Consider the following 26,225-nt stretch of genomic DNA (forward strand, 5'->3'; position numbering starts at 1 on the left):
CTACGGCAAGATTAGCGAATCACGATCGGCTCGAGCTGCGTCGGTTCGCTCTTGACCGTGACCTTGAGCGGAGAGGTGCCCGGACTGCTGTACTTCTTGGGAATCACGTCCACGGTCAGGGGATCGTCGCCAGCGGCAGCGGGCTTGCCGATCTTGAACCACTGCACGGTGGCGATGTATTCGCCGGGGGGCACCCCTTCGCCCAGATCGTAGATGCTGACGGAGAAATTGCCGTCTTCTCCAACCTTGCCCGTGGCCGACACGCCTTCAGGCAACGTGTGACCTTGCGGGTGGAGAATAATGTTGGCGCCGACGGGGGTCTCCGTCCCGACGGTGAGCTTGCCCGTCACGGGTACGACAGGCACCTTCGACTCACCGCAACCCACGAAGGCGGGGACGAAGAGCAGTCCCAGCAGCAACGAGAGCGAGCGGGGGCGGAACAAGAGGGGGGGAGAGGCGTTCACAGACTTCATGACCATGTTTCCTTCGTAACTTCGTGCGAGCCGATCGAGTGCAGTCCGGGTGTGAATTGGTTGGCAGATCGGCTCGTTGGATCGGGGATGAAAAAAATCACTTGGAGCCGGCAGCGGAACCTGCCGGCTCCAAGTGTGGGGTTGCGAAACGTTACGGCGTGGTCACCGGCGGGGTGACAATCGCGTCGGCGAGCGAACCTTCGTTCGCGGCCTTGTTGCGGGTGATCAGGGCGGCGAGTACCTCGACGCCGCCGTCTTGATCGAAGAACTTCACCGCACCGTCACCCAGCAGGTAGTTGAAACCACCGCTGTGGAACGAGTATGGTTGGCTCGTACCTTCCGTCCCGTAGGGGGCCGGGAAGCCGGTGCCGCCGTACTCTTCATCCGTGTGGTCGTAGCCATTCGTACGGTTGATATACAAGCCGGGGATGACCGTGCCTTGACGATTCGAACCAGCGAAGAGAATTTCGCTGGCCGGACGGCACCAGCCACCGGCGTTCGTGTGGTGTTCCAAAAGATCGGTACTGACTTGCAGACCGTTCTGATAGACGAACGGACGACCGGCCGATTCGAGCCAGGCGATCGTGTTCGACAGGCCGTCGGTGATGTCGGCAAAGGTCAACGTGGAGTTCTTGGGCAGGAAACCGTTCGTGAGCTTAGCGCCTGACGAAGCATACACTTCGCTCGAATTAACCACCTTCGGGGGAGTGGCCGCAGCCGCGACCGCCTCGAGCCGCGGATCGACGCCGAGCGAGGCCGAGTAGTCGCCAACGGCGACGATCCCCACCCACGTCGTGACGGTATCTTGGAACCCGTCCGGGTTGTGGTCGAGCGTCAAGTTGCTACGCGGCGCCGAAGGGCACTCATAGACCGGAATACGCTGTGAAGTGATTGGTAGGTTATTGACGTGGCTCCAACTTACAGAGAAGTCGTACTCGTCGTACAGGGCCTTCTGTTCCACGAAGGGGAGCAGGAGAACCAGCGAACCGAGACGCACGGTGCTGGCGGCCGTCGGACGACCGCTGCTGGGCAACTTGCCTTTGACGTCGTGGAAGTTGGCCAGCGCCAAACCGATCTGCTTCAGGTTGTTCGTGCAGCTCGAGCGGCGCCCGGCTTCACGAGCGGCCTGCACGGCCGGCAGAAGGATGGCGATGAGGATGCCAATGATGGCAATCACCACCAAGAGCTCGATCAGCGTAAACGCTTGCCGAGCCGAAGATGAGAAATTCCTACGCATGACTGGGGTCTCCATCAGGAAAGAAAAATGAGGATTTGCACGGTGTCTGGAAACGATTCACGGAGAGTTCTTCTGGCGGCGTTTACAGAAGGGGCTTCCGCGCGGCGCGCCTCCATACACAGAACGGCGAATCGGAAACACGTAATCTGCTAGCAGCGCGATGCTCGCTTCGATGTGCGGCCACGCCATCGTCGATGGAAACATGCTCGACGAAATCGGTCGCTGCTGAGACCGGATCGGGGCTAGAGCATATTTCACGGGCATCTGGGAAACTCGACGGCAGAAAAATCGCAAATACGACGGGCAGGCAGGGATTAGTAAGGCAGGGGTTGTGCGGCTCGCGCGATCCAGGGGCAAACGTGCGAAATCGCGTTTTTTTTGTGGATCGCACTCACGGATGCGTGTTCGTTATGCACAAGCCGTGCCACAACGGGCTGAGAACTTTTTTGCACGCGCACGGGCTTGTCGTGCGCGATGACGATCTCGCTCCAAATGCCGGCGACAGGTTGCGAATCCGCTGGCTGATCGTGACGCAGCAACTCGGGAGCGGGCTCGGGCTGCGCATCGAGCGAGTCTTGCAACGCAGAAGAGGCGCGCGAGGACGAGGCCTTCCGGTCGCGGCGGCGGCGCAGGTAGTCGAACCAGGTGGAAGCAGGCATGCTCGACTCTTTCAAGTCAGGGCGTGCCTCTGGTTCGTCCAGTCAGCCAGCAATGGGCGAGAGCGAACTGCGGGGAAACTGGTCTCCCCGAGTGCGGGGTCGACCACGATCGCAGGGGAATGATCTGGTCAGCTTTCGCGGCGCGGACCGCGCAGGCGGCGGCGTTCAGTACGTTCGATCTGCACGACGACCCCGTCTTGCACGATCACCGAGACGTGGCCGAATTGCAGTCCTTCGAGCGCTGCGCGGATCTGATCCCAAGGCAGCTCGTGGCGGCGCGGCTCCGTCCCCCCTTCGGTTGCTCCATTCCGCGGTGTGTGCTGGCTCATCGAGCGATCTCCCTTCGATCCTGCGGCGTCCGCTGCTTGGTTCCGTTCGATTCGGCGGTCGGGGGTCACCTTGGCCACGCCCCCCATCTCGAAGCACTAAATCACGTACTCGGGGGCTTGAGTATCGGGAACGAACACGCGCACGCGCCGGGGCGAGACGTAGACCGTGTCGCCGGCACGCAACTCCAACTCGGCGCAGCGGGCGCTGCTCACCTCGGCGTTCATCGCGATCCCGTGATCGGGAATGTCGAGGTACACCTTGGCCAGCGAGCCGGTCGGGTTCACACGCAAAACGTGTGCCTTGAGGCTGGGAACTCCGTTCGGAGCGCGTTCCAACTCGAGTTCGTGCGGGCGAACGTAGAGCGTCGCCTGCCGCGACTCGGCGTGCGGATACTCTGGATAGTCCAGCTCCCAATCGCCGAGCACGGCCCGGCCGCGCTCGACGCGGGCCGAGAGGGCATTGACGTTGCCCAGGAAGTCCATCACGAACGGATTCGCCGGATGATCGAAGATCTCTTGCGGCGTGCCGACCTGCTCGACCCGTCCCTGGTTCATGACGACGACGTGGTCAGCCACTTCGAAGGCCTCTTCCTGGTCGTGCGTGACGAAGACGCTCGTCATGTGGATCTCGTCGTGTAGGCGACGCAACCAGGCACGCAACTCCTGGCGAACCTTGGCGTCGAGTGCGCCGAAGGGCTCGTCGAGCAACAACACCTTGGGACGGATGGCCAGGGCGCGGGCCAGGGCCACGCGCTGTCGTTGACCGCCCGAGAGTTGGGACGGACGCCGCCCCTCGAGCCCCTCGAGCCGCACCAGGTGGAGCAACTCGCTGACGCGCTCGCGGATCTCCTTGCGCGGACGACGGCGGACCCGCAGGCCGAAGGCGATGTTGTCGAACACCGTCATGTGGCGGAACAAGGCGTAGTGCTGAAAGACGAAGCCGACGTTGCGATCGCGCGCGGCGCGGTAAGTGACGTCCTCGTCTTCGTAGTGTACGGTACCGGTGTCGGGGCTCTCGAGTCCGGCGATGACGCGCAACAGCGTCGTCTTGCCCGATCCCGAGGGACCGAGCAGCGCGAGCAGCGAGCCTCCCTCGACATTCAGGCTGACGTTGTCGAGGGCCTGAAAGTTGCCAAAGCGTTTGGAAATGTCGGTGACGACGATGCTCATGCGTTCCCTTCCGCGGTCGCTTCCGCGGCAGCGGCGACCAGATCGTGTCTTGTTTTCCGCTCGAGCAGCGTCTTGAGCACCAGCGTGACCAGGGCCAGCGAGGTCAGCACCGATGCCACGGCGAACGAGCCCGGCGTGTTGTATTCCTGAAACAGCTTCTCGATGCGCAGCGGCATCGTGTCGGTCTTGCCGGCGATATGTCCCGAGACGACATACACGGCGCCGAACTCGCCCATCGCGCGGGCGTTGCAAAGGATGACGCCGTAGAGCAGCGCCCACTTGATATTGGGCAGCGTCACCAGCCACCAGACGTGCCAGGGGCGAGCGCCCAGGCTGACCGCGGCCACTTCCTCTTCCGAGCCGATCGCTTCCATGACGGGAATCAGCTCGCGGGCCACGAACGGCAGCGTGACGAACGACGTGGCGAGAATGAGCCCCGGCGTGGCGAAGATCACCTTCAGATTGTGCTCGCGCAACCACTCGCCGAAATAGCCTTGCAGGCCGAAGATCAATACGAGCGTCAGCCCCGCCACCACGGGCGAGACGGCGAAGGGAAGATCGATCAGCGACGTGAGCAAGGCCCGGCCCGGAAAGCGGAAGCGCGCGATCGTCCAGGCGGCAATCAGACCAAAGACCACGTTCACCCCGACCGCCACCGGCGTAACGGTCAGCGTCAGCAGAATGGCATGACGCGTATCGCGATCGGCGACGAGCGAATCCCAATAGATGCGCAGACCCGGAGTCAAGGCCTGGTAGAAGACGCTCACGGCCGGAATGACGACCAGCACGCCCAGAATGCCGATGGCCAACAGCGTGAGCCCCCAACGCACGATCGCGGGATCTCGCTGCGCAAGACGGGCATGCGGGGCGGTCGATTTCGCGGCGAGATTCGTAACGGGCTTATGCATAATGGCGGGCGCTCCAACGTTCGAGGAGGTTGATCGCCACGAGCATCGTGAACGAGATCGTGAGCAAGACGACCGCGATGGCAGTCGCCTCGCGATAGGCGAATTCTTCGAGCCGCGCCACGATCAGCACCGGCGCGATCTCGGTCTTAAAGGGCATATTGCCCGAAACGAAGACGACCGATCCGTACTCGCCGAGCGCGCGGGCGAAGGCCAGGGCAAAGCCGGTGATGGCGGCGGGGAGCAGCGTCGGCAGAATCACGTGCAGAAAGGTTTGCAGACGCGTGGCGCCCAGCAGATGCGCGGCCTCTTCGATTTCGGCATCGAGACTTTCGAGCACCGGCTGCACCGTGCGCACGACAAAGGGGAGGCCGATGAACGTCAGCACCAGCACGACGGCCAGCCGCGAGTAGGCGGCCTCGATCCCCAGCGGTACCAGAAACCGCCCCAGCCAGCCGTTTTGCACGTAGAGGCTCGAGTAGACCAATCCCGCGACGGCGGTCGGCAGCGCGAAGGGCAGATCGACCAACGAGTCGAAAAGCCGCTTGAGCGGAAACTCGTAGCGGGCCAGGACCCAGGCCAGCAACAGCCCGAGGAAAATATTGACCACGGCGGCGATGAAGCTGGCCCCCACGGTAAACTTGTACGCAGCGATGGCGCGCGGAGTCCACACGGCCGCCCAGAACTGCCCCCAGGTCAACGACATCGCCTTGACGAAGCAGGCCGCCAGCGGGATCAACACCAGCACGCTCAGGTAGGCCAGCACATAGCCGAGGCCAAAGCGGAAGCCGGGCAGCACGCGTCGATTGATATTACTCATCGTTTCCTTCGTTTCCTACGCGGAGGCGTCGCGGCCGGCGAACCAGCCGCGACCGCAGGGCGATTCCGTTCGCACGCTCCGAACAGGACGGCCTCGCTCAGGCCGCCTCTTCGCTCGTCGGATCTCGTTCGAGCACTGCCCGGAGTGCCGTCCAAAGATCGAGCTCCACGTTGATGAATCCTTCGTGATCGGCGGGGTCGTCAGAGAAGAACGTGCCACGCGACTGGTGTCGCAAGGCCACGCGGTAGGCGGCGTCGGTCAGTTCGGCCAACAACTCTTCGACCTGGGTCTCGGTTAATTTCTTGCTGTGCAGGCTCACCATGTCGTACCTCTTCTAGGAACTTCTCGCGCGATCTGCTCCGGACAGATCACGCCAGCTACTGGGCGGGAAAGAAACGGCCGTTACTTCGCCGGCTGGTAGATGCTGTCGAACACGCCGCCATCGGCGAAGAACCGCTTCTCGGCGTTCTCCCAGCTACCGGCCAGCTTGCCGATCTCGAACAATTCGATCGGGGCAAACGTGTCGGTGTGCTGGGCCAGAATCTCTTCGTTCGACGGACGGTAGAAATTCTTGGCGATGATCTCCTGGCCCTCGGGCGTATAGAGGAACTGGAGATATTCCTCGGCCACCGAGCGGGTGGCGTGGCGTGCCACGTTCGCGTCGACCAGGGCGACGCGCGGCTCGGCCTTGATGCTCTTCGACGGATAAACGATTTCGAGTTCGCCGTTCGATTCGGCCACCTCGAGATGGGCTTCGTTTTCCCACGTCAGGTGGACGTCGCCGATCTTTTTCTGAGCGAAGGTCGCCGTCGAGCCGCGAGCACCGGTATCGAGCACCGGGGTGCGCTCGTAGAGCTTCTTGATAAAGGCCTCGGCATCCGCCTCCGAACCGCCATCGAGAACGATCGATCCCCAGGCCGCAAGGAAGCTCAGCTTGCCATTGCCCGAGGTCTTCGGGTTCGGCGTCACGATCTGGATATCGTCGCGCACCAGGTCCGCCCAATCCTTCACCCCCTTGGGGTTTCCTTTGCGGACCACGAAAACGATCGTCGAGTAGTAGGGGAGCGAATCGTTGGGGAAGGTCTTTTGCCAGTTCTCCTTAATCAGACCCGCACGCTGGATGGCGTCGGTGTCGGTCGACATGGCCAGCGTGACGACATCAGCCTCGAGACCGTCGCTGACCGCGCGGGCCTGGCTCGACGAACCCCCGTGCGATTGATTGATCGCGAGCTGCTGGCCGGTTCTCTTCGTGTACTCGGCAATGAAACGCTCGTTGATCTGCTTCCAGAGCTCGCGGGTGGGGTCGTAGGAAACATTGAGCAACTCGATGGCCTTGGGCGCGGCGCCATCGGCGGCAGATCCTTCGGCTTTCGGACCGCAACCGGTCACGGCGAACAACAACGCACCCAGCAACCCGAGGGCGAGATGCGACGAGCGGAAAAAGTACGACACGGCAAGAACTCCTGAATCTTGTGCGGGGGTACGGCGGGCAGGTGAAGGTCGCCAGGGGGTCGGACGCTGAAGGCGAGGGTCAGGACGGCGAGAGCGATTCACGGTGCCGGCCCTGATTTCGTGAAGGGAGAACAGGTGGCCTACGCCACCCCGCAACACGTACAGCGTCCCCCGACCAACGACGTCGAGGTGTAGCCGCGGGAGGGCGTCACAGACAGGACGCGCCCGAGATCGGCAGGCGCCCATCTGGAAGCGGCTTCGATTTGGTTCGTGTCAATCAGCATGGCTGGCACAATCAGCAACCAACGTGCCAAATGCTGAAATGGTCCAGGAATTGCCTGATACAGCGATCCTGGATAGGCCACGGCAAGCGTGCCGTTATATTCAATGGAAAATCACCCATTACCAGCATATAATACGGTTAAATACCACGGAATACCGTGGCATGTCACAGAAGAGGCCAGAATGGAACAGTTCAACCAGCTAATCTTGGATGTGTGGCGGGAGGCGTGCCGGCATATTGAGATCGGGGAATCGGTCGCGGCCAACGCGCCGATTCTCTTCCACCGTTTACCGGTCGATGCTGTCTTGGTGCGGCAAATCGACTTGGAGCGTTCCTGCGTGGAAACGGTCGCTGCCGGTGCCTGCCGACCCGTTCCCTTGCCGAAGCAGAACCGCACGGATTGCACGCCGGAGCAACTGCGGGCGCTGGCCAGTTGGTGCCGTGCCAAGGAATCGCTCCACCTGGCCAACGGCCAGTTGCAGTCCGCGCTAACCGGGCTGTTGCCGACGGATCTGGAAGGCGAGATTCTTGCCGGTCCCTTGAACGGACCCGATGGGCCCGTGGGCATCCTGATTCTCGTCGCGCGCGAGCCGCAGGCCTTTCGCGACCGGCATGTCGAGATGCTTTCGAGCCTGCTCGAACCGTTTACCGTCTGGCTCGAGAACAATCGACGTCTGCGCGAGTTGCGCACGCTAAGAGAAGCCGCCGAGGCGGACAAGCAATCGCTGCTCCGCCGCCTCGGACGCACGGACATCAGCGACTCGATCGTCGGCGCGGACTCGGGCCTGCGTCCCGTCATGGAACGCGTGCAGCTCGTGGCCCGGGCCGACGTGCCGGTGCTGATCCTCGGCGAAACGGGATCGGGCAAAGAAGTGGTGGCCCGGGCGATTCACACCCAATCGAGCCGTTCCAACGGCCCCTTCTTGCGCGTGAATTGCGGTGCCATCGCCCCGGAACTGGTCGACTCGGAATTGTTCGGTCACGAGCGGGGCAGCTTCACCGGGGCGACTGGACTGCGCAAGGGTTGGTTCGAGCGTGCCGACGGCGGCACCCTGTTTCTCGACGAATGCGGTGAACTCCCCCCCTCGGTACAAGTGAGGTTGCTGCGCATTCTGCAGGATGGCACGTTCGAACGCGTCGGCGGCGAGCAGCAATTGCACGTCAACGTACGCATCGTGGCGGCCACGCATCGCGATCTCGAGGCCATGGTCGCCGACGGCCGCTTCCGCGAAGATCTGTGGTACCGCCTGGCCGTGTTCCCGATTCGTCTGCCTCCCTTGCGCGATCGCTTGGAAGATATTCCGGCGATGGCGACACACTTTGCGATGCGTTCGGCCCATCGCCTGGGGATGCCGCTGGCCTTGCCCTCGGTCGAGGATATCAACCTGCTGGTGTCCTATTCGTGGCCAGGCAACGTCCGCGAGTTGGCCGCCGTCATCGAGCGCGCCGCGATCCTGGGAGATGGCAAGCACCTCGCGGTGGCCAAGGCCTTGGGGACGGTTAGCCCACGCCCCGTCCCGGCGGCAGCACCGACACGACCGATTTCGCCACTAGGAGAGTTTTCGGTGGCCACAACGAGCAAATTCATTTCGCTCGACGAAGCGATGCGCCGGCATATTGCCCACGCGCTGGCCGAAACGAACGGTCGCATCGAAGGCCCCGACGGCGCCGCGAAACTGCTCGACATCAATCCGCACACACTCCGCGCGCGGATGCGCAAGCTGGGAGTCGACTGGAAGACCTACCGTCGCAACCGCCGGACAGCCCTGCCGAGCGCCGGCAATGGCTACGCGTCGCAGCTTTAGGGGTCAGTAGGCAGGGGACAGGGGTTAGCTGTCCTCGACCACTATTTCGACTGGCCGATGGCCTGTTGGATCTGGTCGTAGATCGCCCCTTCGGCAAAGAACCGGTCGAAGGCGGCCTGCCAGTCTTTCTCGAGCGCGGTGATCGGCTTCAACTCGATCGTCGGGAACTGCGCGGAGTGCCTGGCCCAAACCTCGTCGTTCGTCGGGCGGTAATAGTGACTGGCGATGATCTCTTGCGCCTCGGGCGTGTAGAGATACTCGAGGTACGCGGTTGCCGCATCGCGCGTGCCCTTGTGATCGACCACCGCATCGACCATCGCCACCGAGGGCTCGGCGATGAGACTCACCGAGGGATAGACGATCTCGAGCTCGCCTGGCTGTTCGGCCACTTCACGGTAGGCCTCGTTCTCCCAGCCCAGGTGGACGTCGCCGATTTTTTTCTGCGCGAAGGTCGTGGCAGAACCGCGTGCCCCCGAGTCGAGCACGGGCACCTGGCGATAGAGTTGCGTGACAAACTCCTGGGCCTCCTGGTCGCTTCCCCCGCGCGAAATTACCGACAGCCAGGCGGCCAGAAAGTTGAGCTTCGCTCCGCCGCCGGTCTTCGGATTCGGCGTGATGATCTCGACGCCCGGCTTCACGAGATCGGCCCAGTCGTGGATCCCCTTCGGATTCCCCTTGCGAACGATGAAGACGATCGTCGAGTAGTAGGGGATCGACGACCGCGGCAGGCGAGCTTCCCAGCCGGGCTGAATCAGGCCCTTGGCGCGAATCGCGTCGATATCCGACCACAACGCCAGCGTCACGACGTCGGCGTCGAGCCCGTCGATGACGGCGCGGGCTTGGCTCGTCGAACCACCGTGCGACTGCCGTACCGACACTTTCTGACCGGTACGCTGGGCGTAGTCCGCCTCGAACTTCGCGTTGATCGCCTGATAGAGCTCGCGCGTGGGGTCGTACGAGACATTGAGCAATTCGAGCGCGGGAAGCGCCGGCTGCTCGGAAGAGGCCGTCGACGGCGCCTCGGCGCAACCCGTGAACGCGAGCAGACCCCAACCCAACGCGGCCATCCAAAGACGTTTCATCGTTGCTCCGTCGATCGTGATTCCCTCTTTCAACGCGCGCGAACCTCGCGCTCGGCGCGTGGAGGGATCTTCAGGAGCAACTTATGTGCCGGGCTATTTACTGGCCCCTCGGATCGACGTAGCGGCGGCGGCGGAGGAGGACTGAAATGCCCTGCGTCGCTGTCACGTGCCCAGGGCCTGCTGCAGATCGCCGATGAGATCGTGTACATCTTCTACACCCACCGACAGGCGAACCAGGCCATCGTCGATGCCAATCTCGGCGCGTTTGGCGGCCGGGATCGAGGCGTGCGTCATCAGCGCCGGGTGCTCGATCAGGCTTTCGACGCCTCCCAGACTCTCGGCGAGCGCAAAAAGCTGGCAACGTTCGAGGAAGCGGCGAGATCGGGCCTCGCCTCCTTCCAGTACCACCGAGATCATCCCCCCGAAGGCGGCCATCTGCCGACGTGCCAGGACATGCTGTGGGTGACTGGGCAGGCCGGGGTAGTACACGTGACGAACTCCCCGCTGCCGGGCAAACCATTCGGCGATCTGCAGTGCATTCTGGCAGTGGCGCTCCATGCGCAGCGCGAGGGTCTTCACGCCGCGCAGGGCGAGGAAGCTATCGAAGGGCCCGCTGATACCACCGACGGCGTTCTGCAGAAAGCCCAGTTGCTGTGCCAGTGAGGGATTCTCGCCCACCACGGCGATCCCGCCGATCATATCGCTGTGACCGTTCAAATACTTCGTCACCGAGTGGACGACGATGTCGAAGCCCAGCGACAAGGGACGCTGCACGTACGGGGTGGCAAAAGTGTTGTCCGCCACGCAGATCAGCTTGTGGCGTTGGCCAAGTTCGGCAATGGCCGCCAGATCGGCCAGCTTGAGCAATGGATTCGACGGCGTCTCGATCCAGATCATGCGCGTCGTGGGGCGGAGCGCGGCCTCGAACGAGGCCAGGTTCGTCGGATCGACGTAGCTGAAATCGAGATTGGCGCTACGGCGACGCACGCGTTCAAACAGGCGATACGAGCCGCCGTAGATGTCGTCGCAGACGATGACGTGCGATCCGTGATCGAGCAATTCGAGTACCGTGCCGATCGCGGCCAGCCCCGAGGCGAAGGCGAAGCCCGCGGTTCCGTCTTCGAGATCGGCGACACAGCGCTCCAAGGCGAAGCGCGTCGGATTGTGGCTACGGCCGTAGTCGAGCCCCTTGTGTACGCCGGGCGATTGCTGCACGTAGGTGCTATTGGCGTAGATGGGGGTCATGACGGCGCCGGTCGACGGATCGGGCGACTGTCCGGCGTGGATCGCGCGTGTAGCGAAACCGTGGCGCAGCGCAGCAGCCGGCACGCCTGGCTGGGCGGCATCGCGGACAAAGATCGGCACATGGCCGAGCGGCAAGTCGCTCGAAGAGTTCGCGGTGGGCATCATGACTTCCTTGTCTGGGTTCGCTGTTGAATCCTTCAACAGTCGCTAGGCGGCCAGTTGTTGTCGGCGCAGATAATTCAAGACATCCACGCGGGTAATCAGACCGTGGAAACCGTCGCGATCGGCGACGATCGCGACCTTGCCGGCATGGAAGATCGGCAGCAGATCCTGCACCCGTGCGTGCGGCGCAACGGTCTCGAGCCCCGTGGTCATGATCGTGCGGCAGGTCTGGCGGAAGGCCTGGGCGCCATCGGCCACGGCGAGCAAGAGATCGGATTCGTCGAGGATGCCCACGATGCGATTCCCTTCGAGGACCGGCAACTGCGAGATGTCGTAGAGCCGCATGCGGGCGTAGGCCACGGTGAGCAGGTCGTCGGGCGCCACGCTGACGACGGCGCCGTCGGCAAACCGGCGGACGATCATGTCGCGCAAATCGCCAAAGGTGGCCGTGCGGCGAAAGCCCTGGTCGGCCATCCAGTGGTCGTTGTACATCTTCGAGAGGTACTTGTTGCCCGAGTCGCAGACGAAGGTGACGACCGACTTTGCTTGTTGCTGATCGCGGCAGTAACGCAGCGCGGCGGCGACGAGCGTACCTGAAGAGGAACCGGCAAGGATCCCTTCTTGCCGCAGCAGATCGCGCGCCGTGGAGAGACTTTCGGCATCGGCGATCGTGTAGGCGTGACGCACGCGCGACAGGTCGACGATGGGCGGAATGAAATCTTCGCCGATCCCTTCGACCACCCAGGAGCCTGCCTCGCCAAGGTGCCCTGTCTTGATGTATTCGGCAAGCACGGAGCCGGCCGGATCGGCCAGCACCATTTCGACCTGTGGGGCCACCCGCGCGAAAAAGTTCGACAGCCCGGTCAGCGTGCCTCCCGATCCGACGCCACAGACGATCGCGTCGAGCTCGTGCGCGGTCTGCGACCAGATTTCCGGACCGGTGGTCGTTTCGTGCGCGAGCGGATTCGCCGGATTGTTGAACTGGTTGATGTAGTGCGAGCGTGGCGTCTCGCGCGCGATGCGTTCGGCCATGTCCTGGTAGTATTGCGGATGACCGCGCCCCACATCGCTGCGCGTCATGACCACATCGGCGCCGAGCGCCTTGAGATGGAAGATCTTCTCCTGGCTCATCTTGTCGGGGATGACCAGAATCAGGCGGTAGCCCTTTTGTGCGGCAACCAGCGCCAGGCCCAGGCCGGTATTGCCGGCGGTAGCTTCGATCAACGTCGAGCCAGGCCCGATCTGTCCGGCACGTTCCGCGGCCTCGATCATCGAACGGCCGATGCGGTCCTTGATCGAGCCGCCCGGATTGTGACTTTCGAGCTTGAGAAACAGGCGGCAGGGCCCGCAATCGAAGTTTCGCACCTCGACGAGGGGCGTGTTGCCGATGAGGCGCAGGAGATCGGATGAGGTGCGCATGGTTGGATTACTTCCGTGTGGGCGGGTGAAGAGCGGGGGCGTGCAATTTTTTCCGACGCTCAAGAAGGCCCTCATCATTCCCTTCGGACCAGTCGGCGTGGCCGCTTGATTCCACTTAGACGGCAATCTCCGCCACTTTCTGGACATGACGATGGCCACCCAGCAAGTGGTCTGGAAATGGTGCTAGCAGCGCTGAAAATGAGCACTAAAACAATCACCATTCTGATAATACCCCTTATCAGATAAGGGTTTGCATTCAGATCGGGTATTGCTACACTTCGGTGGCGATTGGTTCGCCCAAGACCCGTCAACGGGAGGAATTCAGAAGGAACGTGGCGTCTCTGTCCGTAGCCAGCGGAGGAGCGCCGACCGGAATGGCATGCTCGGCAGCGTGATGGTCACGCGGACTCGAGCGTCCTGCGGATAAGGAGATACTCGATGACGATGCAGATGATCATGGATCGACCGGGCATGAAGATGGAGCCGATGGGGGGCATGCAGTCGCCCATGAGCGGCATGCCCAGCATGGGCAACATGATGATGGTGCCCCGCTGCAAGGTGAAGATGGAAAAGTGCGCGGGGGGCATGAAGATGACCTGCGTCTGCGACGACGAGATGTCGTGCGCAACCTTCCAGAACATGTGCATGATGCTCTGTGAAGGCATGTGTAGCTGCTACTGCATGAAGAACGGCATGGTACTGTGCCAGTGCAACATGGCCATGTGCAACTGCAAATGCACCATGACCGACGACGGCTGCTCGATCATGTGCACCAGCGGCGACAAGTCGTGCTGCAACATGCTGCAGGCCTGCTGCGAATGCATGTCGTGCTGCCTCGAAGAAGGCTGCGTCTGCATGATCTGCTTCGGCGGCACCCCCGTCTGCTGCTGCACCTGCTAAGCCCGGGCACGCTGTTCTCCGCCGTGGCGGAGGATCAAAAAACCACCTAAGCGGCCTGTCAGCCGGGTCGCGCGGGTGGTTTTTTTTTTGCGCCAGCCCCAGATGCCGTGGCATATGACAGCGATCAGCCGTCGCATTTCACAGAACCCTTGCGATTTAACGGCCCGCCGTGGCTGCTTTTGCCGGCTGAACCGGTTGTTCTACGTCGGGGGTTCTTGCGTTTCACTGTCCCCTTGCCGGCCACAAAGACCCTATCGCGCTGGGGCGAGAAACGGTCGCACGTCGATGCCCGCAGCCGATCATGCTGATATGGCCGCAAGGTACCGCTCGGTCGCAAGTTGCGTGCAGTGCGTTCCGGCTCGCCGCCCGTCGGCAACCGAGGCATGAACGCCATGCCAGGTACATCATCAGGAAGACGATGCACATTGGCATGAAACTAGCTTACTAGTGCTGCGACCGAGGGAGCGGAATCAAGGGCCAACGAGTCAGCCGCAACGCACAGCGAGGCGGGCATCGCGGCGGCTCGGGGAACGTTGGCCAAGGATGGGACGGACCAAGGACAGAGGCACTAATTCGGCGTGCCCGTCTGGCATTCGAGCGGAACGGAACAGCTCATGCCGATGGTGGCCGCGCCGTGAGAGAGGTGTGTCATTTTCACCAACCGCATTAGCCGACAACTGCTCCCGCCTTCGCGCATCGAGTTCGCGCTGCCGACCGAGCAGGAGACTTGGTACGGCGACGCCTCGACGAGCTTCGCGCCGCTTCATGCGCAGCAGTTCGCGGCCGTTCCGACGGCCGTCGCCACGATGAATTGCTGCCAGATGGGGATATTCCAAATGGCGTACGCCGCCGCGGTGCGACAACTCTCGATGAAGCGCCGTCGCCAACTGCGCCGTTACCGCGCGACGTTCTTGAATTAGTCATCGCGTCGTTCTCGCCTCATGCCATGCCGCGCATCCACCCGCGCGGTGGGGTCATTTCGTTGCCTCCTCGTCAGGCCAGCTAAAGCTGCTTCTGCCACGGGTTTCGAGACAAGTGGCGTCTGGGGGGCACTGCCCAGGGAGCCAATCTCGCTGAGCCTGAGTTGCTAGCTCGGCGAGCCAACTTTCCATCCACGGCTGCGGGTGTGCGCCGGTAAACCGGTAAAGCAGGACCATGGCATCGGCCACCGCGTTCCTCTTTAGGCCGGCCCAACAGGCGGATAGTTCGGGCCCCCAAGCCAGGCAACACTGACCGCGATTGCAACCGGGGGGCACCACGAGCTCATCAACGCCGAAGCACTGGAGTTGACGGGGCGACGCCAGTTCACCTGGCTTGGACGACGAAAAGGCCCGTACCAAGCCGGAGCGTTCTAGGAAGCGATCACGCGGCGGGGAAAACCGCCCACAAGACGGGCGGTCCCCATCGGGGCCACCGAAGAGCCGGTTGCCAGAAAGAAAAAAAGTAGCGGCGCAGGGATTCGAACCCCGGACACGCGGATTATGATTCCGCTGCTCTAACCAACTGAGCTACGCCGCCAAGAGGCGTTCCGTCCGTGATTTGTGGCCACCGGATCGGAAACTGGCAAGAGGCCCAATGTAGCCGATCCGAAGCCCTCCTCTCAAGCACCCCCACCGCGTCGTTCTCGCCGCCCCGAATGCTGCGATGACGAACTGGGCAAAATGAGCCGCTTCTCGCGCCGTGCCGGCTTGAAATTGGCACGATCCAAACGGTGGGGCTGATTTTAGGGAGGACACCGCATGGCTGCAACGGGCTCGCCGCGGCGTCTCGAATTCAACGTCGTTCCACGTCGCGCAGCGCCCGGCGAGCGAGTCTTGCCAGCAGCAAAGCGACCGCCAGGGTGGCTGCCAGCCCCATCAGAAAGGCGATCTGCTGCCAGCGAGTCTGCTCGAAACGTCCCGCCACCAGGTCGGCCACGCTACCGATGGCCGACCCCAGGTACACATACAGCAGCGTGCCGGGAAACATGCCGATCCAGGAGGCGAGCACGTAGTCGCGCGGTCGGACCTTGGTCAGACCATAGGCATAGTTCTGCACGTTGAAGGGAAACACCGGGCTGAGTCGCGTCAGCAAGACGATGCGAAAGCCCTGGGTCGCTACCGCGTCGTCCAGCGCGAGAAAGCGTGGGCTACCGCCGACCTTTTTGCGGATCCAATCGCGGCCGATCGTGCGTCCCAGGTAGAAGGCCACTGTCGCGCCAGCGGTGCTGCCTAGCGAGGCCGCGAGCGCTCCGAGTACCGGCCCAAAGGCAAAACCGATGGTGAGCGTGAGCAAGGAGCCGGGCAACGCCAGGACACAGGCAGGCACATAGAGCAGGGCGGCCACCACCGCGCCCCCAGGGCCTAGCTCGCGAGCTTGCACGAGCAGCGCGACTACTGCTTCCCGCACGGCAGCACGGGAGAAAATCAGCGCACCGGCGATCATGGTCGCCGGAATGAGCAACGCCGCAACGACACGTAGCAAGTTCGACTTGGACATGCGTGCGGCACGCACTCGTCGGACACGGGCGCGCACCACGCGTCGCGGCGCGTCACGGTCCTTAATCGCTGGCAATCTGGTCGAAGTAGCGCAACGATGACTTGACCGAAAGGTCGAGGAGCGATGAGATCAGCAACGGCCCGCCGATGCCGACCGCGGGAAGTTCGCTCGGAACGACGTCGGCCGCGACAGCCAGTTGGCGGCGCCAATCGCGCGGCCATCCGGCGAGTTGATGAGCAATTTCGGCACGCGACGGCTCGTCGGCCAGATTCTCGAGAATGGCTTCGCAGGCTTGCAGCTTCGATTCGTTGGTCACCTGGCCAGCGGCCAGGGCGGCGCGAAGCAGATAGCAGGCGTGAGGACGCAGTTCGTCGTCGCACAGGAGCGTCACCAGTCGCAGGTCGCGACCGAGATCGCAGTCGAGCGCCGCGGTGTCGCGCTCGCCAGTCCAAAGGCCTTCCAATGCTGCTTGCGACACGCGCCGCAGCTTGCCCCAACGATCGACGACGAAATAACGCAATCGCATTTCAAACTTCCGTCTGCCTGGTGCCTGATCCAATTCGCGGCGCACGGCCGGTGCCCTCCGGTGACACGCCGCATTGTAGTTAGCGAGAATCGGGCAGACCAGGGAGCGAAATTCCGTTTGTGCGGGGTACACAATCACTTCAATCCGCGTAATCCTACAACCTGCGTTGGCTTACCCAGTTTGCACACGACGGCAGACGGGGACAGAAATGTTGCCGACGCACCAAAGCCCTTTGCCGCGGGGACTTTTCGGGGGGCGGGTTGCCCGTTGGCGTTCGCCAGGGTGCTAGGTCATACTAGACCTTAATCCGGTCGCTTCGGCTGCTCAGCCGTATTCAGGGGTAGCGACCCATTTGCCCGCACCGTACTGCACGAATTGTCGAACGAAGTCGCCTGCGGTGCCCCTTCTCCAGCGAGGGAACGAAATCTCGATGACGAGTCCAGCCAAGCCGTATCCTGCCCGAAGTGGATCGAAAAGCGCAAAAGCCCGGTCTGGCGAAGCGGAGGGGTCGCTCGGCGAACATGGGCTCTTGGCCCATCCGGCCGTGCGCTTCGTCGCGGCGGTGGTCGTGCTCACGTTGGCGATCTTCGTTTGGAAATTCGACGTCTACGATTCGCCTCCCTATTACGACTTCGCCACTGGTCTTTTCATCGAAGCCAACTACCTGGTCGAGTCCAATTTCGATTACGCGGCGCTCGTCGACCAACCGCGCTGGCTGAGCGGCGGTCCTGCCGTGTACGTCGTCAGCATCATGCCGACCGTGTTGGCGTTGATGATGAAAGCCTTGCCTTCGGCCAGGGCGGTGCTGATCGCCTACCACTTGCTGACGTTCTTGCTGACGGCCGTGGCGCTGGTGCTGATGTATGTCTTGCTCGAACCGCGGGCAGGGCGTGTGGGGGCCGTCTTGGCGCCGTTGGCGATGTTCACGGCCCCCTTGTTCAGCGTGCAGGTCGACATGCTGGGCATGGACTTGCCACTGGCAACCTGCGGCGTGGCCTGCCTGTGGTGCTTTACCCGGCAACGTTACGTGTGGGGAGCGGTGGCGTGCCTGCTCGCCGTGCTGATCAAGGCGACCGGCGCCGTGTTGGTGTTGGCAGCCTTGGGAACGTGTACGCTGCTGCTCGTCTTCAGTTACCTGGCGCGCGACGGCGAATCGCGTCGCTCGTACTGGATCGGTGCAGCGGCGGTGTTCGTTTCGGCTGTTTTCGTGGCGCTATCGCAAGATTATTTGAACGCGCTTCCCGGCTCGGCGTCGGAGAACTGGATCGATTTCGGCGACGATCTGCGCCAGGGACTGGCCTTTCAAAAGCTGCTGCTTGATTGGTGCCCCGACCAGGTGGCCCTGGTCGTCGTGGCTTTGATTGCCACGCACTTCACGTTTCGCGGCTGGCTGTTGCGTGTCTTCACGGCGCCGAGCGAAGTACACGCCCTGCGACGCTTCGTGGTGGCGGCACGCGATAGCCTACGAGATCAGCCTTTGATGGTCTTCTCGTGGCTAATGATCGCGGCCCTGTTTTGGGCCTTCATTTCGGCCTACAGCCTGCCACGTTACGTCATGATCGCCCTGCCGTTTTTGTATCTGATTCTCGGGTACTCTCTGTTCGCGATGGTGGCCTGGCGGCAGTGGGTAGCGGCTGCATTCGGACTCATCATCGCGGTGAACCTGTTGAACTCGAATGGCCGGCTCTTTCCCGAGTTCGATTCGGACGGGCGCACCGGCGCGCATCTCGAGCGCAGCCGCGAGTACCTGCGCGACCACGAGTCGAACATCGCGGCGGTTCAACAAATGGCCGGCTTACCAGAGAACACCGTGTTCGTGGCCGGCAATCCTTTCGTCCACTTCCTCTCGTTACCCCGACTGGGCTACGTCGAGCGTCCGCGCAAAGGCTATTCGCTGAACACGTACTCGAATGAGAGCTTCAAGAGCGGTACGGAACTGCCCAAAGATCTGCCGCGCGATACGGTCGTCGTGTGGTTGGAAAGCGCCCTGACGCCGCGTGGTACGATTCCGCGGCCCGAGGCCGTACCCGGGAGCGATCTCGAGATCTTGTATAACGACCGACAGTTGCATCCGCTCGTCGTCTATCGGCGGCGTTGGTCGCCGGAGGTGAAATCGGAAGACCTGACGCGTTGGTATCACGCCATGCTCTTGCCACAGTTGGATACGATGAGCAAGGCCCTCACCTTCGAAGAAGAAGGACGCCTCGAGGATGCTGCGGCGGCGTTTGCCGCGGCGATGGATCAGCAGCCAGACAACCCCGATGTTCGCACCGGTTATGGCCGCGTGCTCGTGAAGCAAAAGAAGTTCGAATCGGCACTCGAGCAGTTTCGCGAAGCGGTACGCCTGGCCCCCAATGAGGCGGTGTCACACCAGTTGCTCGGTACGATGCTGTTTGACATGGGGCGCTACGATGAAGCCGTTCCGGAACTGACGAAATCGCTGGAACTGAACCCCGAGAAGGGGGACGCTCAGGCCACGCTCGGTCGCGTCCAGGCGCGCCTGGGCAACTATGCGGAATCCGAAGCGGCCTACGCGGCTGCCATTCGGCTCGATGCTGAAAACCCGGCGTATCGCTACGAACTCGGCAATGTGTTGCTGATGCAAAACAAGTTCAGCGAGGCCATCGGCTCGCTGCGCGAAGCCCTGCGTCTGCGCCCCGATTGGCCCGATGCGGTGAATGTGTTGGCCTGGATCCTCTCGACGAACGCCGACGATAGCCTACGCAATGGCGCCGAGGCGGTCGAGTTGCTCGAGCGAGCCCAGAAGAATACCGAGCCCGACAGCATCGCCCTGATGGCGCTACTCGACACGCTGGCGGCAGCCTACGCCGAAGTCGGACGCTACGACGATGCCGTGAAGGTACAACAGCAATCGATCGATCTGGCGAAAAAGCTAAACGTCGAAAAGACCTTGCCGGGCATGGAACTGCGGCTGCAGCAGTACCAGGATCGGCAACCGTATCGAGATCCTGTCGCGTCTCCCTGATGGCCGGGCGTGCCCGCCAACCGTGTCAATCGCCGGGCGCATGAGCGAGTCCAGAGGACCAGGGATGCCGCACGACTCCGCCTCGTCCCATCGACCGCTCGGAACGCATGAAGTCCACGTCTGGCACTGCGCGACGATCGACCCTGCCGACGTGGAAGTCCTGGCCCAGGCCGAGCGGTTCTTGTCGGCCGAGGAACGCGCGCGGGCAGCGCGGTTCTTCTTCGATCGGGACCGCCATACCTACCTGGTAGCCCACGCGCTTGTGCGAACGCGTCTGTCCGCCACGACCGGCGTCGATCCGAAGGATTGGACCTTTGTCGCGAACAAGTATGGGCGGCCCGAGGTGTCCACACCGACGGAGCATCAATCGTTGCGGTTCAATCTTTCGCACACGCGAGGACTCGTCGCCTGTGCGTTGACCTGGCGGCGGGATGTCGGAGTCGACGTCGAGAACCTCGAACGACTCGAAGGATCGCTCGACGTCGCTCGACGGTTCTTCGCCGAGCCGGAAGTGGATGTTCTGTCGCGCGTGGCCGAGAGGGACCGCCGTCGAACCTTCTTCGACTTCTGGACGTTGAAAGAATCGTATATCAAAGCGCGAGGCATGGGGCTCTCCCTGCCGCTACGGCAGTTTGCCTTCGATCTTGCGCACGAGTCGAACGTGAGCATCTCCTTCGGTCCCGAGATCGAGGACGATCCCGCGCATTGGGAGTTTCATTTGAGCCGCCCGACCGAGCGGCATCGCCTGGCGCTGGCGGTGCGACGTCCGCCAGGCGAATCGATTCGCGTCACTATTCGAGAGGTTTCGCCCCTTGATGCCCGCTAACCTTTTCGTCCGCGATCGAAGGGCCGCTCGCCACGCCCAACGGATTCTGCTTGCATTGGCCGCGCTGTGGTGGGCAGCCGCGGGCGTGTCCCACGCCACGGCCTCCGAACGGGCATTCGTGGTCACGCTCGACCCAGCGGTCGCCAGCCAGCCGATCAGCGGACGGTTATTTGTGTTTCTGTCGCAACGAGAACGGAGCGAACCGCGGTTGGGTCCCAACTGGTTTTCGCCCGAGCCATTCTTTGGAGTGGATGTACGCGACTTTGCACCAAGTGAGACGCGCCGCGTCGACGACACGGCAGATGGCTATCCCGCTTCACTCGGCAAGCTCGAGCCGGGCAAATACTATGCCCAGGCGCTTTTGGATCACGACTTTTACAGCAGCTCGCCGGGGCGCGGCGTGGGCAATCTCTACAGCGATGTCGTCGAGATCGAAGTGCCAGCGGATGCCCAGGCTGCTTTTGATCTGCGATTAACGAACGAGGTCGAAGCGCAACCCTTTCCCGAAACGGAACACGTGCAGGAGATCGCGAGGCGCAGCGATCTGCTGTCGGCATTTCACGGTCGCGAAGTAGTCGAAGTGGCCGCCATCGTGCTTCCGGAAAGTTATGCCCAGCATCCCGAGCGTCGTTATCCCGTGATGTACGTCATTCCAGGTTTCGGCGGCAGTCATCGCGACGCATTGCGTTTTGCCAGCCGCCCAGAGGAACCGGGGGTCGAGTTTATTCGCATCATGCTCAGCGGCAATTGCAAATGGGGTCATCATGTTTACGCCGACAGCGCGACGAACGGCCCACGCGGCCGTGCGCTCGTCGAAGAACTGATCCCGCACATCGATCGCGAGTTTCGCACCATGGCGGAGCCGACGGCCCGATTCGTCACGGGGCACAGTTCGGGGGGCTGGTCGTCGCTGTGGCTGCAAGTGAATTATCCCGAGGTCTTCGGCGGCTGCTGGAGCACGTCGCCCGACCCGGTCGATTTTCGCGACTATCAACAGGTCGACTTGTATGCGGTCCCACCGTTGAGCCTGTACTTCGACGAAGCGGGAAACAAGCGACCGATCGCACGTCGCGGCGAGGAGCCGACCCTGTGGTATGAATCGTTCGGCCACATGGACGACGTGTTGAAGCGTGGCGGGCAACTGCGCTCCTTCGAGGCGGTGTTCAGTCCCCTGGACGATGCGGGAGAGCCCCTCAAGTTGTGGGACCGCGAGACCGGGCGTATCGATCCCCAGGTGGCCACAGCCTGGGAGGCATACGATATCCGCCTGGTCCTCGAACGCCACTGGGACGAGCTCGCGCCGAAACTGGCGGGCAAGCTACACGTCATCACGGGCTCGCTCGACACGTTCTATCTGGAAGGGGCCGTCCGCAAGCTGGCCGAGTCGCTACGGGCACTCGGCAGCGACGCCGTGGTAGAGATCCAGGAGGGGAAGAATCACTCCGATGTTCTGACGGCGGAGCTGGCGGCCCGTATTCGCCGTGAAATGCGGGAAAAGTTCCTCGAGCATCACCCGTGGCCCGTGGCAACCCCGTCACCTGCCGGCGCGGGCAACGCGGAAAAATAGCTGCTGCCGCCCGCCGCTAGCACTGCTATCGCCACCCGACTTTCGGTGGTGCCTTCTATTGGGCAAAACAGGGCGGCGGCTTATCATGCCCCGCCTTCGGCAGCGGCGAGTGCGATCGCATGTCTCGCTGCCGCAGAACCAATTTTCTACCAAGTCTCATCCTTGCGGCCCGAGTGGCTCCCCGTGCGCCAACGCATCCTGATCGTCAAACCAAGTTCCATGGGCGATATCGTCCATACGTTGCCCGCTTCGCTGGCAATTCGACAGGCGTATCCGGATGCGCATCTGGCGTGGCTGGTCGAGCGAGCACATGCCGAATTGCTGGCGCGGCAGAAGCATCTCGACGAGGTATTCGTCTGGGACCGGCGCGACATTCGCGGTTTGCCGCAGTTCGTGCGACGTCTGCGCGAAGGTGGATGGGACGCGGCCATCGATTTCCAAGGGCTGCTGCGGAGTGGCCTCTTTACGTGGGTTTCCGGGGCACGACGACGGATCGGCTACACGCCGTCGAAAGAAGGAGCCCACCTTTTTTATACCGAGCGCTTGCCGCTCGACATGTCGCGGTACCACGCCGTCGAGCGACACTTGCAGCTCGCAAGACTGCTGAACGCCGAGTTGACCTGCGTGCCGATCGAGCGTCCCTATCTCGACGGCGGGCATGTCGCGGCGCGACGCGATTCGCCGCCGATCTTTCCGCTGTTTCCCAGCGAGAAGGATGAAGCCTCGGTCGACGCATGGCTGGCGCGACACCAGTTCGATCCCGCGCGCGAGCGCCTGATCGTGCTGAACCCCGACTGCCGCAAGGCCGCCAATCGCTGGCCGACGGAGCGCTTTGCCGAAGTCGCCCGGCTCTTGAAGCAACAGCCGCATTTGCGCGTTGTGCTCTGCGGCGGACCGGCGAGCCGGGAACTGTGCGACGAGATCGATCGCCTGGCCGGAGGAGGCCTCTGGCGTGCCGATGGCCAGTTCGGTCTGCTGGCTTCGACCGCGCTCATCGCACGGTCCGCCGTGATGCTCACGGGAGACACGGGGCCGATGCACCTCGCGGTGGCCGTGGGCACGCTCGTCGTCGCCTTGTTCGGGCCGGCCAGTCCACGTCTCACGGGTCCGTATGCCAGCGATGCGATCGTGCTGAATGAACAGCTCTCTTGCGCGCCCTGTTTTGGCCGGCGCTGCCACCTGGGCTTCGATCGCCCCCCCTGCATGGAAGGCATCGCGGCGACGGCCACGGTCGAGGCCGTACGGCGGCAACTAGCCTTGTTCGAATCGGGGTTAGGCAGGAAATTCGCGAGGAAGTCGGCATGAAGACGACGGAATCGGCCAATCGCAAAACTCGCCGCCGCGATGTGCCCGCGGCGCAGCCCATCGGAGCGATTCCGTGGGCGCGACTCCGCACTCGTGGCGTCTGGATTCCGGCCGCCGTCGCTCTATTATTACTCTCCTCCGTCGTCTGGAGTGGCTCGCAACGTACCCCGCTGGGCCCGGCCGAGGGGCTCGAGCTATCGCCGCCGGCCGCCACGAATACCGAGACCGCGACGGCGCCATCGTCGGGCTCAGGGCTGCTGGTCACCAGCTACAACATCCACGGTGGCAAAGGTACCGATCGCGTGCGCGATCTGAGCCGCATTGCCGACAACCTGCGCGGGGCACAGCTCATCGGACTTAACGAGTTGCACCGCTTGAACCCCTTCAGCTCGTCGAACCAGGCAGAGCAACTGGGGGCGATGCTCGACATGCCCTGGCTCTTCGCGCCGACCGAACAAAAGTGGTGGTATCACGATTTCGGCAATGGACTACTTACGTCGTTGTCGGTCGATTACTGGCAGCGGATCCCCCTTTCGCGCAACTATGGCAAAAGCTTTCGCAACGTGGTGCTGACGGCGGTGCAGTACCGCGGCCGTACGATTCAGGTGCTCGTGACCCATCTGGACCGCAGCGACGATCGCGAGCGCAGGGCGCAGGTTCGGGCCGTGGGCGACCTCTTCGCGAGCCTCGACGAGCCGGCGATCTTGATGGGCGATTTGAACTCCGACGCGACCGAGCCCCAGATCCAACGCTTGATGGCCAAGCCGGGGGTCGAATCTCCGTTGCACGTCGCGCAGGGGGAGCAGGCCCCGCGCACGATCGATTGGATCTTTACGCGGGGTCTCGTCACGCTCGACGCCGGTCTCGAGCAGAGCGTGGCGTCGGATCATCCGCGCGTCTGGGCACGACTTGAGCTGCCCGAGCGCTCCGCATCGGTGCGATACTCGCGCCACTGACCAGCGGACGACGCTTCTCGAGCAACCTCTTTTCGCATCTCGCGTCCTGCCGGTGGGCGTCTCTTGTCGGCGATTCCGCAAGGGACGGCATCGTTCCGTCCTAGCCCCGCGACGGCACTGCTAGCATGCACCGCGTGCGGCTGAGTTTGCAGATTTTGTGGATTTTGCGGCGTGTTTGGGTCGAAATCTCACGTGATCGGCGCGCTGCGCGTCGACCGAGGGGGTCGCTGCGCAGAGACTTCGCGATCCGTAAAAACTGGCCAAGGTGGGCACACGATGCCGTCGCAAGAGAATCCGTTTCGCATCATTGACGCACCGCCGCGCCCCGAGCAGTCGTCGCGAGGCGGACCCCACTTCAAGCTACCGATCGTCGACAGTCTCGCCTCGACGATGCCCCCGGCGGCGAAGCCGGCGACCGCGCCACCTCCCGAAACGGCGCCGATCCGCGAGTCGGATTCGCTGTTGGCCCACGTGACGTCGCGCGCCATGGCGGCGGGCATGAACCTGCTGCTGGGCAGCTTTCCGGCCACCGTGCGCATCGAGACGACCAGCCGCTGCAACGCGGCGTGTACGTTCTGTCCTCGCGACACGATGAATCGTCCCAAGGAGACCATGGACGACGAGTTGTTCGAGAAGATCGTCCGCGAATGCGCCGCGGCGAAGTGCAAGCTGCTGCACCTGCACAATTTTGGCGAGCCGCTGCTCGACAAGGCCTTGCCCGACCGGATCGCGCTGGCGAAGAAGCTGGGCATTCGACGCGTAAAGCTCTTCTCGAACGGTTCTCTGTTGAAAGACGAGACGGCTCGACGGCTGCTCCACTCGGGGCTCGACGAGATCAAGATCTCGATCGACGGCGCCAGCGCCACCGAGTTCAACGAGTTGCGCATCGGGCTGTCGCACGAGAAGGTGATCGAGAATGTCCGCCGCTTCAAGGCGATGCGCGACGCCGCCGATCTGCAGGGGAGTCTCCGCATCATCGCCACCTGCACGCAAACCTCGAACCGCGAAGAAACCGATCAGTTGCTCTCGAACATGGTCGATCGCATCGACTATACGCGGTTGCACAACTGGGCCGGAGCGCTGGGTAGCCTGGTGAATCGCCGTATCCGCAAGCCCTGCGATCGACTGTGGCGCACGTTCACCGTGCTGGCCAACGGCAACGTCTCGATCTGCTGCCGCGACTACGCGGGTCGGGAACTGGTAGGCAACGTTCGCCAACAAACGATTCGCGAGATCTGGCGAAACCATCGCTACTACGACCTCCGTCGTCTCCATGCGCAGTCCAAGCAACGGGACATCGACGTCTGCAGCGACTGCTCGAGCAGCTTCTGGTAGTCCGACTGGTCCGCCCATTCTGAAGCGGATTCACGCGCGAGCGACTCGTGATGTGTGCGCGCAAACCAGTCAATTTGACTTGGCCGCGCTCATGCTATGACCCAAAAGCGCTCACCTCTCCCCGGCGTGATGCCCTTTCTGCAGCAAGAAAGCGTGCGATTCTCGCGTCGTTTTCACAGCTTTTGCATCTTCGGTGGCTGCCGCCGGAAGACGGTATAGCATTTGCTCTTGCGCAGTGACCATTGCCTGCGTCAGGCCGGCAGATCGTTCAATACCCACCAGAGAAACGCGGTTTGATCGTCATA

The 26,225-nt window shown here is 62.7% G+C and carries 22 protein-coding genes and 1 tRNA gene; 8 read left to right on the forward strand and 15 right to left on the reverse strand.

The genetic code is table 11. The features are described from left to right. Positions 1-11: 11 nt before the first annotated feature. From KF708_18735 to KF708_18775, 9 genes are all read right to left on the reverse strand, one after another. A complete protein-coding gene (locus tag KF708_18735; protein ID MBX3414732.1) occupies positions 12-473 on the reverse strand; it encodes a hypothetical protein in 462 nt (153 codons plus the stop codon). A gap of 151 nt (positions 474-624) precedes the next feature. Next, the gene (locus KF708_18740; GenBank protein MBX3414733.1) at positions 625-1,710 is read right to left on the reverse strand and encodes a DUF1559 domain-containing protein; all 1,086 of its coding nucleotides are present in this window, start codon (positions 1,708-1,710) and stop codon (positions 625-627) included. A 314-nt stretch (positions 1,711-2,024) separates the two neighbouring features. Beyond that, complete coding sequence (locus tag KF708_18745; GenBank protein MBX3414734.1) at positions 2,025-2,369, reverse strand: hypothetical protein; 345 nt, start codon at positions 2,367-2,369, stop codon at positions 2,025-2,027. 128 nt (positions 2,370-2,497) lie between these two features. Then, positions 2,498-2,698, reverse strand: a complete 201-nt coding sequence (locus KF708_18750) for a YezD family protein (protein ID MBX3414735.1) — start codon at positions 2,696-2,698, stop codon at positions 2,498-2,500. A 96-nt stretch (positions 2,699-2,794) separates the two neighbouring features. Next, positions 2,795-3,868: a sulfate/molybdate ABC transporter ATP-binding protein gene (locus tag KF708_18755; GenBank protein MBX3414736.1), complete on the reverse strand. Its 1,074-nt coding sequence runs from the start codon at positions 3,866-3,868 to the stop codon at positions 2,795-2,797. Continuing rightward, positions 3,865-4,776, reverse strand: coding sequence for a sulfate ABC transporter permease subunit CysW (cysW, locus tag KF708_18760; GenBank protein ID MBX3414737.1), 912 nt, complete (start codon positions 4,774-4,776; stop codon positions 3,865-3,867). Before cysW ends, KF708_18755 begins: the two co-directional genes overlap by 4 nt. Continuing rightward, positions 4,769-5,593, reverse strand: coding sequence for a sulfate ABC transporter permease subunit CysT (cysT, locus tag KF708_18765; GenBank protein MBX3414738.1), 825 nt, complete (start codon positions 5,591-5,593; stop codon positions 4,769-4,771). The genes cysW and cysT overlap by 8 nt, the downstream gene beginning before the upstream one ends. A gap of 97 nt (positions 5,594-5,690) precedes the next feature. After that, entirely contained in the window at positions 5,691-5,915 is a 225-nt protein-coding gene (locus KF708_18770; protein MBX3414739.1) for a hypothetical protein, read from the reverse strand. An 80-nt stretch (positions 5,916-5,995) separates the two neighbouring features. Continuing rightward, on the reverse strand, positions 5,996-7,291 hold the full coding sequence (locus KF708_18775; protein ID MBX3414740.1) for a sulfate ABC transporter substrate-binding protein: 1,296 nt from the start codon (positions 7,289-7,291) through the stop codon (positions 5,996-5,998). A 219-nt stretch (positions 7,292-7,510) separates the two neighbouring features. On the opposite strand from KF708_18775, the gene KF708_18780 reads away from it, so the two are divergent. Next, the gene (locus tag KF708_18780; protein ID MBX3414741.1) at positions 7,511-9,133 is read left to right on the forward strand and encodes a sigma-54-dependent Fis family transcriptional regulator; all 1,623 of its coding nucleotides are present in this window, start codon (positions 7,511-7,513) and stop codon (positions 9,131-9,133) included. A gap of 41 nt (positions 9,134-9,174) precedes the next feature. Here KF708_18780 and KF708_18785 read toward each other — a convergent pair whose 3' ends face one another. The 3 genes from KF708_18785 to KF708_18795 form a co-directional block, all read right to left on the reverse strand. After that, a complete protein-coding gene (locus KF708_18785; protein MBX3414742.1) occupies positions 9,175-10,215 on the reverse strand; it encodes a sulfate ABC transporter substrate-binding protein in 1,041 nt (346 codons plus the stop codon). A gap of 162 nt (positions 10,216-10,377) precedes the next feature. Beyond that, positions 10,378-11,622, reverse strand: a complete 1,245-nt coding sequence (locus KF708_18790) for a PLP-dependent transferase (GenBank protein ID MBX3414743.1) — start codon at positions 11,620-11,622, stop codon at positions 10,378-10,380. A gap of 45 nt (positions 11,623-11,667) precedes the next feature. Continuing rightward, entirely contained in the window at positions 11,668-13,041 is a 1,374-nt protein-coding gene (locus tag KF708_18795) for a cystathionine beta-synthase (GenBank protein MBX3414744.1), read from the reverse strand. Between the two features lie 438 nt (positions 13,042-13,479). Here KF708_18795 and KF708_18800 point away from each other — a divergent pair, with 438 nt between their 5' ends. Continuing rightward, positions 13,480-13,941 (forward strand): hypothetical protein, encoded by a 462-nt coding sequence (locus KF708_18800; GenBank protein MBX3414745.1) that lies wholly within the window; start codon positions 13,480-13,482, stop codon positions 13,939-13,941. Between the two features lie 1,444 nt (positions 13,942-15,385). Here the strand turns inward: KF708_18800 and KF708_18805 are convergent. The 3 genes from KF708_18805 to KF708_18815 all read right to left on the reverse strand — a co-directional run bounded on the left by KF708_18805 (position 15,386) and on the right by KF708_18815 (position 16,945). After that, a tRNA-Met gene (locus tag KF708_18805) sits at positions 15,386-15,459 on the reverse strand. A 255-nt stretch (positions 15,460-15,714) separates the two neighbouring features. Continuing rightward, on the reverse strand, positions 15,715-16,419 hold the full coding sequence (locus KF708_18810; GenBank protein ID MBX3414746.1) for a TVP38/TMEM64 family protein: 705 nt from the start codon (positions 16,417-16,419) through the stop codon (positions 15,715-15,717). A gap of 61 nt (positions 16,420-16,480) precedes the next feature. After that, positions 16,481-16,945, reverse strand: a complete 465-nt coding sequence (locus KF708_18815; GenBank protein ID MBX3414747.1) for a hypothetical protein — start codon at positions 16,943-16,945, stop codon at positions 16,481-16,483. A 529-nt stretch (positions 16,946-17,474) separates the two neighbouring features. Between KF708_18815 and KF708_18820 the strand changes: the two genes are divergently transcribed. The 6 genes from KF708_18820 to KF708_18845 all read left to right on the forward strand — a co-directional run bounded on the left by KF708_18820 (position 17,475) and on the right by KF708_18845 (position 25,920). After that, entirely contained in the window at positions 17,475-19,931 is a 2,457-nt protein-coding gene (locus tag KF708_18820) for a tetratricopeptide repeat protein (protein ID MBX3414748.1), read from the forward strand. A gap of 64 nt (positions 19,932-19,995) precedes the next feature. After that, complete coding sequence (locus tag KF708_18825; protein MBX3414749.1) at positions 19,996-20,757, forward strand: 4'-phosphopantetheinyl transferase superfamily protein; 762 nt, start codon at positions 19,996-19,998, stop codon at positions 20,755-20,757. Beyond that, complete coding sequence (locus KF708_18830) at positions 20,747-22,324, forward strand: hypothetical protein (protein MBX3414750.1); 1,578 nt, start codon at positions 20,747-20,749, stop codon at positions 22,322-22,324. The genes KF708_18825 and KF708_18830 overlap by 11 nt, the downstream gene beginning before the upstream one ends. Before the next feature lie 183 nt (positions 22,325-22,507). Beyond that, complete coding sequence (locus KF708_18835; protein ID MBX3414751.1) at positions 22,508-23,629, forward strand: glycosyltransferase family 9 protein; 1,122 nt, start codon at positions 22,508-22,510, stop codon at positions 23,627-23,629. Then, on the forward strand, positions 23,626-24,585 hold the full coding sequence (locus KF708_18840; GenBank protein ID MBX3414752.1) for an endonuclease/exonuclease/phosphatase family protein: 960 nt from the start codon (positions 23,626-23,628) through the stop codon (positions 24,583-24,585). The genes KF708_18835 and KF708_18840 overlap by 4 nt, the downstream gene beginning before the upstream one ends. Positions 24,586-24,861: 276 nt before the next feature. Next, positions 24,862-25,920 carry a radical SAM protein gene (locus KF708_18845; GenBank protein MBX3414753.1) on the forward strand — a complete coding sequence of 353 codons (1,059 nt, stop codon included), beginning with the start codon at positions 24,862-24,864 and terminating at the stop codon, positions 25,918-25,920. Positions 25,921-26,225 lie beyond the last annotated feature (305 nt).

This window comes from Pirellulales bacterium (assembly GCA_019636335.1).
Lineage (GTDB): Bacteria > Planctomycetota > Planctomycetia > Pirellulales > JAEUIK01 > JAHBXR01.

Coding starts and splice junctions, on each gene's coding strand:
- KF708_18735 (MBX3414732.1), bottom strand. CDS start 473: ATGAAGTCTGTGAACGCCTCTCCCCCCCTCTTGTTCCGCCCCCGCTCG.
- KF708_18740 (MBX3414733.1), bottom strand. CDS start 1,710: ATGCGTAGGAATTTCTCATCTTCGGCTCGGCAAGCGTTTACGCTGATC.
- KF708_18745 (MBX3414734.1), bottom strand. CDS start 2,369: ATGCCTGCTTCCACCTGGTTCGACTACCTGCGCCGCCGCCGCGACCGG.
- KF708_18750 (MBX3414735.1), bottom strand. CDS start 2,698: ATGAGCCAGCACACACCGCGGAATGGAGCAACCGAAGGGGGGACGGAG.
- KF708_18755 (MBX3414736.1), bottom strand. CDS start 3,868: ATGAGCATCGTCGTCACCGACATTTCCAAACGCTTTGGCAACTTTCAG.
- cysW (MBX3414737.1), bottom strand. CDS start 4,776: ATGCATAAGCCCGTTACGAATCTCGCCGCGAAATCGACCGCCCCGCAT.
- cysT (MBX3414738.1), bottom strand. CDS start 5,593: ATGAGTAATATCAATCGACGCGTGCTGCCCGGCTTCCGCTTTGGCCTC.
- KF708_18770 (MBX3414739.1), bottom strand. CDS start 5,915: ATGGTGAGCCTGCACAGCAAGAAATTAACCGAGACCCAGGTCGAAGAG.
- KF708_18775 (MBX3414740.1), bottom strand. CDS start 7,291: ATGGGCGCCTGCCGATCTCGGGCGCGTCCTGTCTGTGACGCCCTCCCG.
- KF708_18780 (MBX3414741.1), top strand. CDS start 7,511: ATGGAACAGTTCAACCAGCTAATCTTGGATGTGTGGCGGGAGGCGTGC.
- KF708_18785 (MBX3414742.1), bottom strand. CDS start 10,215: ATGAAACGTCTTTGGATGGCCGCGTTGGGTTGGGGTCTGCTCGCGTTC.
- KF708_18790 (MBX3414743.1), bottom strand. CDS start 11,622: ATGCCCACCGCGAACTCTTCGAGCGACTTGCCGCTCGGCCATGTGCCG.
- KF708_18795 (MBX3414744.1), bottom strand. CDS start 13,041: ATGCGCACCTCATCCGATCTCCTGCGCCTCATCGGCAACACGCCCCTC.
- KF708_18800 (MBX3414745.1), top strand. CDS start 13,480: ATGACGATGCAGATGATCATGGATCGACCGGGCATGAAGATGGAGCCG.
- KF708_18810 (MBX3414746.1), bottom strand. CDS start 16,419: ATGTCCAAGTCGAACTTGCTACGTGTCGTTGCGGCGTTGCTCATTCCG.
- KF708_18815 (MBX3414747.1), bottom strand. CDS start 16,945: ATGCGATTGCGTTATTTCGTCGTCGATCGTTGGGGCAAGCTGCGGCGC.
- KF708_18825 (MBX3414749.1), top strand. CDS start 19,996: ATGCCGCACGACTCCGCCTCGTCCCATCGACCGCTCGGAACGCATGAA.
- KF708_18830 (MBX3414750.1), top strand. CDS start 20,747: ATGCCCGCTAACCTTTTCGTCCGCGATCGAAGGGCCGCTCGCCACGCC.
- KF708_18840 (MBX3414752.1), top strand. CDS start 23,626: ATGAAGACGACGGAATCGGCCAATCGCAAAACTCGCCGCCGCGATGTG.
- KF708_18845 (MBX3414753.1), top strand. CDS start 24,862: ATGCCGTCGCAAGAGAATCCGTTTCGCATCATTGACGCACCGCCGCGC.